This is a genomic window from Planktothrix prolifica NIVA-CYA 540 (genome assembly GCF_963864145.1).
Lineage (GTDB): Bacteria > Cyanobacteriota > Cyanobacteriia > Cyanobacteriales > Microcoleaceae > Planktothrix > Planktothrix agardhii.
Window position 1 is genome coordinate 1,836,150 of the sequence record NZ_CAWLTW010000001.1, and the last position, 6,261, is coordinate 1,842,410.

Annotated in this window: 9 protein-coding genes; 4 read left to right on the forward strand and 5 right to left on the reverse strand. The window is 37.5% G+C overall.

Annotation, left to right across the window (positions count from 1 at the left end):
* Positions 1-118: 118 nt before the first annotated feature.
* Entirely contained in the window at positions 119-1,156 is a 1,038-nt protein-coding gene (locus AC559H_RS08465) for a hypothetical protein (RefSeq protein WP_071782575.1), read from the reverse strand.
* A 96-nt stretch (positions 1,157-1,252) separates the two neighbouring features.
* Here AC559H_RS08465 and AC559H_RS08470 point away from each other — a divergent pair, with 96 nt between their 5' ends.
* Positions 1,253-1,540 carry an AbrB/MazE/SpoVT family DNA-binding domain-containing protein gene (locus tag AC559H_RS08470; RefSeq protein ID WP_202806345.1) on the forward strand — a complete coding sequence of 96 codons (288 nt, stop codon included), beginning with the start codon at positions 1,253-1,255 and terminating at the stop codon, positions 1,538-1,540.
* On the forward strand, positions 1,540-1,953 hold the full coding sequence (locus AC559H_RS08475; RefSeq protein WP_026794293.1) for a PIN domain-containing protein: 414 nt from the start codon (positions 1,540-1,542) through the stop codon (positions 1,951-1,953). The genes AC559H_RS08470 and AC559H_RS08475 overlap by 1 nt, the downstream gene beginning before the upstream one ends.
* Before the next feature lie 105 nt (positions 1,954-2,058).
* Here AC559H_RS08475 and AC559H_RS08480 read toward each other — a convergent pair whose 3' ends face one another.
* The 3 genes from AC559H_RS08480 to AC559H_RS08490 form a co-directional block, all read right to left on the reverse strand.
* Positions 2,059-2,334: a hypothetical protein gene (locus tag AC559H_RS08480; RefSeq protein ID WP_026794294.1), complete on the reverse strand. Its 276-nt coding sequence runs from the start codon at positions 2,332-2,334 to the stop codon at positions 2,059-2,061.
* Positions 2,335-2,450: 116 nt separating this feature from the next.
* On the reverse strand, positions 2,451-3,383 hold the full coding sequence (locus AC559H_RS08485; RefSeq protein ID WP_026794295.1) for an FTR1 family iron permease: 933 nt from the start codon (positions 3,381-3,383) through the stop codon (positions 2,451-2,453).
* Between the two features lie 75 nt (positions 3,384-3,458).
* Positions 3,459-3,893 carry a ferritin-like domain-containing protein gene (locus AC559H_RS08490; protein ID WP_026789193.1) on the reverse strand — a complete coding sequence of 145 codons (435 nt, stop codon included), beginning with the start codon at positions 3,891-3,893 and terminating at the stop codon, positions 3,459-3,461.
* 201 nt (positions 3,894-4,094) lie between these two features.
* Between AC559H_RS08490 and AC559H_RS08495 the strand changes: the two genes are divergently transcribed.
* Both AC559H_RS08495 and AC559H_RS08500 read left to right on the forward strand, forming a co-directional pair.
* On the forward strand, positions 4,095-4,196 hold the full coding sequence (locus AC559H_RS08495) for a cytochrome c biogenesis protein ResB (RefSeq protein ID WP_141293416.1): 102 nt from the start codon (positions 4,095-4,097) through the stop codon (positions 4,194-4,196).
* Positions 4,197-4,351: 155 nt separating this feature from the next.
* Entirely contained in the window at positions 4,352-4,768 is a 417-nt protein-coding gene (locus AC559H_RS08500) for a CAAD domain-containing protein (protein ID WP_026789192.1), read from the forward strand.
* 89 nt (positions 4,769-4,857) lie between these two features.
* On the opposite strand, the gene rpaA is transcribed toward AC559H_RS08500, so the two are convergent.
* On the reverse strand, positions 4,858-5,637 hold the full coding sequence (gene rpaA, locus AC559H_RS08505; RefSeq protein ID WP_026789191.1) for a two component system response regulator RpaA: 780 nt from the start codon (positions 5,635-5,637) through the stop codon (positions 4,858-4,860).
* Positions 5,638-6,261: the final 624 nt, after the last annotated feature.

Here is a 6,261-nt window from a genome sequence, read left to right on the forward strand (position 1 = left end):
GTATTGACCTGTTAGATTACCAAGAATATCAGGGAAGGGGCGAAAGCACAACCTCATCTTTATATTAATAAGTTAAAGGCTTGATTCTTAAGGTAAAAACTCTTAATATTAGAAGTATCTACTCGGAAGGTACTTGATTATCTTCTTCTCCATTCTCTTGGAAACAATTATCAAAAACAAATAATCCTCGGTTACGCTCTGAAATCGTGTAACCATATACGTTATTATTAGAAAAACTTTTGATAGTAGATCTTTTAGTTAAATATGTGAAAAGACTTATGGCTGGCAACCACTCAGACTTATTAGCTATTGATATTTTAATTTTTTTAACTAATTTTTTTGGCTGATCTTGCAAAAAATTATAATATATTGATCCGATATCGGTATCAATATATTTATTATGTTTAACTACATATTGTAATAGCTCAGAACTTTCTGGCTCAAGTTTCCATTCATAACACAAGTTATCATTCTCAAGACCCAATTTCGCCCCGATAACTGCATTGTGGAGGAATGGAGAGGATGCAAGTAGCAAAAATTCTGCTACTTCTATATAATTTTCAACTTCATCACGATTAACTGCTATATACTTATGTTCTACATCATTTCTTTTCTTATTTAAAAGAGATATAATGTTTGTCGGGAATATTTCTAACTCTTTAATGATTTCGAGTTTTTTTGGAAAATTTTTGGAGCCATAAGCCTCATTTAACCCAAAGATTTCTAAAATTTTTTCAATTGTCAAATGAATAGCAAGTTTAGTATTACCTAAAGAGTTACTTGCGCCTCTGCTATTATTTAGTTCAAGATCTGATTTTGCAAAATCAAGATATTCAAAAGGTTCGTGACCTTTGGGATTTAGTTTATGATAACAAAATGTATAAGTTGGAAGTGCATATGTTATCAATGATCTATGCCCTTTTGAAAAATCAGCATCTATACCTCGTAAAATATAGAAATCTAGAAGATCTTCAAGTTGAGAGTTTTGAAGATCAATAAGCAGTTGAGATTGGCTTTTTTCCAAAGATTTATTCCATTGAACTTGCTCTTGTATATTATCAATATACTCTTGCAAATGCTCTACAATCCGATCTTGTAATTCAATGGGTAAAGACTCCATCATTTTAATAACATTGGTGACTGCTGGTAATGACATTTGGTAAACTCCTTATACAATCTTTTTCCCTGATTTTAAGCTATATTTAATTTTAGATCTACAATAGTTGAGTAAACCTAAACTATCATACATAATATGAAAGCACCGGAGCTAGAGATTAAACAGATCCCTATTGTTTTAGGACAGAAAGGAGAAATTACCATTCCCCAGGTTATACAAGATTCCCTCAATATTAACGAGGGAGATCACCTGATATTACTACAAATCGGTGATTTAATTGTACTGACTCCTCAACAACCTCAAGTTCCTCAACTGATTGATCAGATCGCAACTCTGATGGAAAATGAAAATGTCAGTTTGACTGATTTATTAGCAGGTTTGGAAGCAGAGCGAGAAATGATTAATCGGGAGCAACGTTCTTGATGCGTAGAATATTTGCAGATACCAGTGTATTGATTGCCGGGTCTGGATCGAGAACGGGAGCTAGTCGCGCTGTACTAACAATGGCAGAGATTGGTCTGTTTAAGCTAGTAGTATCAGAGCAAGTTTTAGAGGAATGCGATCGCAATTTTCATAAAAAGTTACCTGCGGCTTTGCCAATTTTTACACAACTTTTGACTGCTATTAACCCAGAAATTCAACCTGATCCCTCACCGGAAGAATCAGCACGCTGGATAACGATTATTGAAGCTAAGGATACTCCCATTTTAGCATCGGCTGTTCTGGCAAATGTTGATCGTCTATTGAGCTTAAATACCAAAGATTTTACAGCCGAAGTTTCATTCCAGAGTGGATTAATGATTCAAACTCCAGCCGAATTTATTAGAGAAATTTGAGAAATTGTAGGAAAGGGTTTATTGAAGATATAATTTAACAAAAAAAGAAAGAAAATTGAATATTCCTAATTTTAGGATGGTTTCAACTTACTTTCCTTTACTATTTTATTTTAAAATAGGTTTGGTTAAATGACTACAATCAACATCATTAACAATCCTAGAATCAATCCTTGCAGGTTGAACCTCTACACCGGGAGGTAAAGGACGATTTTCGACATGGAAAACGACTTTTTTACAGACCATTTGACTATTCCCAACTGAAGCATAATCCCAAATATACACTTCTGAATTGGGGGATGTGGCATTAGCGGGGGGAATCACCCAGGAACTCAGCAAGACGATTTCTAAAGCCACTAAAGCTGCCATCACGAACTTTAGCATAACTTACTCATGGTTGATAAATTCAGGACTACTATTAGTATACCCAATATTGCCAGGTGATCGGACAATCTATACCTAGTTTAACAGGATTGGCGATCGCTTAATTTAAAATAACATTAAGAAACCGTTTTTTCTGTTTTTGGGGGTGCGATCGCTTTTCCATTAACTTCTTGTAAATAAAACCATCCCACTGTAATTAAAAACAGAAAATAACTTACAATTTGGACAAAATACAATTGATCTCGATAGCCAAATAAGGCTTTTAAAACGATCCCTGGAAATTGTTTGTCGGGTAAAAATCCCTGGGTATTTAATACCAAATTCCCTAATAAACAAGAAGCAGGTTGAGTTAAACATAATCCCGCATATTCAGGATTAATTTGGGCTAATATTCCTACTCCTGCATCCAAATGTTTGAGAACTGAAATTACTAATCCTGCTACAATTAATAACAGAAAAATTCCCATGATTTGAAAAAACAAACGAATATTAATTTTTACCCCCCACTTAAAGAGTAATATTCCTAATCCTGCGGCGACAAATAAACCTAAAACCGCCCCAATTGCAGGCATAATTCCCTGTTCAAAGGTAGCTAAGATAAAAATAACGGTTTCCAGTCCTTCGCGTAAAACTGCAATAAAAATCAACCCAAAAATTCCCCAACCTGCTGCGGTTTTATTTTTATTAATGGCGGCTTTAACTGCTCCTTCTACTTCCGATTTTAAGGATTTAGATTGTTGAGTCATCCAAATTAACATCCAACTTAACATGGCGATCGCAAACAACCCAATTCCTGCTTCTAAAAATTCGCCAAAAACTGGAGCGTAGGGATGTTCAGACGTAGCAATTCCTTGAATTAACCACCCAAATAATAGACCAAAAAATGCACTAGCAATAATTCCTACTCCCACTCCAGAAAATACCCAGGAATTGAGATAACTTTGTTCGGCTTTTTTCAAACAAGCTAGAACAATTCCCACCACTAAAGCCGCTTCAAACCCTTCTCGTAAGGTAATAAAAAATGTAGGTAATGCTTCGGTTATATTCATGATAATTGTATTCGTAAAAAAAATGAATGATTTTGAAAAGCGGCCAGGATTAACCAGCCCTAAAAACATCTTAAATCAACTAAAATCGCGCAACATTTTCTTGATTTCAATATTATGTAATTCCTCCTGACCAATCATAGTCCGAGCGTATTCCTCTAAATAAATACTCGCATTTTCAACCACTTCTAGCAAATCCTTATACAATTCTAAAGCCTTGCGCTCATGAGCTAAACTTTCCTGTAAAAGATCCTTGACCGAATGTTGATAACTTTCCTCAATGGGGGCAATTTTCTGGCTAGGGTGTCCTTCTAAACCCGTAAGAATTTCTCCAGCTTGTTGAGCATGAAGCAAAGATTCTGTGGCTTGAGCCTTGAAAAACTGTACAATGGGCAAACGATTCGGCCCGGTTATCATCAGAGCATAATGGGTATAACGCACCACCCCTGCTAACTCGAATTCCATAATCGTGTTGAGGAGTTGAATGGCTTTTGCTTGATCAAGATCTCTCATGCTTTGTCTTTAACCTAAAAACACTTTACCCATTATGACAACAGTTGATCATTTTTATAATAATTAGTTAAAATTATCATCTATCTTAAGAAGTAATTATTAAGATTTATATTAGATTTAATCCCCTAGGGGGTATTGTAAATTTCGAGAAAAACTTGTTTCCTATAAATAAGGAGGAAAGATTGTATTTACCAGATTTCGATGAAAAAACAACAAATTCAATACAGTGGTCTAATGGGTTTAATTGTAGCCTCTCTGATCGGCTGTTCTCAACCTGAAACTCCCCAAGTCCAAAACCGTTAACCCGGTATTTCTTGATTACAAATAAAAAGCCGTCCTTCTAGGACGGGGCTTCAGACCCTTTTTTGGGTCAAATAGTCTAATTCTGGCAAAAACCTGTTCTCTCTGGCTTAAAATCTATTGGTACTGCATATTTTTTTTAAACAAGGAGACGAAAAATGCAAGAACCCACGAAGATCACGGACACATCCACCCCTACCGGAGCCAAAATAGATGTCACTGTAGAAACAGGTGGTGCTATTACCTCCCCTTCAACCAATGCCCAGTTTGATGAAATTAAAGAAAAAGTTGTAGTTGTCTTATCCGAACTTCCGGGTTACATCTCCAGTTTTTTTGGCTCCTACCAAAAACCAATTATTACCATTGTTCTGATTTTATCCGCCCTTGTGACTCTGAAGGTTTTATTTGCGGTGATCGATGCTCTGAATGATGTTCCTCTTTTAGCTCCAACCTTTGAGTTAATTGGTATGGGATATACCGCTTGGTTTGTCTATCGTTACCTGCTCAAAGCCTCAACCCGTCAGGAATTAGTTCAAGAATTCAAATCCTACAAAGAACAAGTTACAGGCGACTAACTTCTTTATATAGGGACAGGAGACAGAAGACCGGGGACAAAAGACCAGAGTTAATGATTTCTCCCCCCTGCCTCCCCTCCCCCTGCTCCCTATTTCTTCTTCCCCTTGGCTCCATTTCCGTCTATAGAGGACTCCGTAGGGGGGGCGAGATCATCGGGTTTCCCCTTGCCCGTGGGAAGTTCCAAACAATATCCTGCACCGTAGATGGTTTTAATATAGCGAGGATGACGGGGATCGGGTTCCATTTTTGTGCGTAAATGGCGAATATGAACTCGGATCGTCTCGATATCATCATTGGGGTCATAACCCCAAACTTCTTTTAAAATCTCACTAGGTGCAACGGTTTGACCATGACGTTGCAGCAAGCAATGTAAAAGTTCAAATTCCAAATGGGTCAATTTAACGGTGGTCTCAAACCAAATCGCTTCAAACCTTTCAGGGACTAAGGTTAAAGTGCCATAACTGAGAATTTCGCTATGTTTAGCCGCATGGGGAATGCGATCAGTTCTTCGCAACAGAGCCCTCACCCTTGCCAACATTTCTTCTAACTCAAAAGGTTTGGTTAAATAATCATCGGCCCCCGAATTAAACCCTTCAACTTTGTTTTGGGTTTGTCCCAATGCAGTTAACATCAACACCGGAATGTCTGTCGTGCGTTCATCCCGGCGTAAACGTTGGCAAATGGTGAACCCGTCCACCTTCGGCAACATTAAATCCAAAATAATTAAATCTGGCAACAATTGCATCGCCAGGGCTTGCCCTTTAATCCCATCTTCTGCTTGGCTCACTTCATAACCAGCCATTTCTAAGTTAATGGCTACCAGTTCCGAAATTGCGGGGTCATCATCTATGACTAATATCCGGGGCATCATTTAATCCGGTGATTTGGGCACAACATAATCAGCTATCAGTTATCAGTAAACAGTTATAACATAAGTCTGGGAGCTTGAAAACTCAGTGTCTTCAGACCACCAGATGAAAAGCGACTCAGGGGGTTTTAACCCCCGTGAATATTTCTTCAATCTATGTTAATATATCCAGTAACAGGAAAAGGTAAACAACCTGTATAAAAACCTAGTCGCCTAACGGCAAAACGCTGAACCTTGACAATTGAATCTATAGGGTTCTACTGCACAGTTCTAGTTTTCCCCCAGCAGTGGGTAAAAGATTCACGGGAGCTAGACGAACAGTTTTTAAGCAAAAAAGAACTCGCATTAATGCGAATAGGGTAGGGCATACCCGCTCTTTAGCTTGGGGAGAATCCCACCTCTGGTTAAAGCACTGCAAGGTACTTTGATTAAGTGGTTTCGTTGAACCAAGAATCGAGCGCGTCTTCAGACCTGAGAGTGTCAACAGTAAAGATAAAATATAAATCCCTACTCTCTATTTTGGATTTTTAACTAATAACTGAAACGGTGCACCGAATCATAACATTTTTTGGTTTTTTATGCAACAATTTTTGAAATCGGAATGAATTATTGCACAAATTCATT